This window comes from Carnobacterium sp. 1290_CSPC (genome assembly GCF_001053265.1).
Lineage (GTDB): Bacteria > Bacillota > Bacilli > Lactobacillales > Aerococcaceae > Aerococcus > Aerococcus urinaeequi.
The window spans coordinates 1-243 of the sequence record NZ_JVVG01000035.1; the positions used below are offsets into that span (position 1 = coordinate 1).

General features: G+C 44.9%; 1 tRNA gene and 1 rRNA gene. Both read left to right on the forward strand.

The features are described from left to right. Window positions 1-83: 83 nt before the first annotated feature. Window positions 84-156 (forward strand) — tRNA-Thr (locus AC973_RS02890). Between the two features lie 28 nt (window positions 157-184). Next, window positions 185-243 (forward strand): 5S ribosomal RNA (gene rrf / locus AC973_RS02895); the annotation flags it as partial.

Consider the following 243-nt stretch of genomic DNA (forward strand, 5'->3'; position numbering starts at 1 on the left):
TGGTAGTAGCGCTTGACTGTTAATCAAGATGTCGTAGGTTCGAGTCCTACTTGCGGAGTTTTTTTGTACTTATATACCAACTCGCTGCCATAGCTCAGTTGGTAGAGCGTCGCCTTGGTAAGGCGGAGGTCACGGGTTCAAATCCCGTTGGTAGCTTTATTAGTATATTTGTATAAAATAGCCGTGTGGTAATGATGGCAAGAAGGACACACCTGTTCCCATCTCGAACACAGAAGTTAAGCT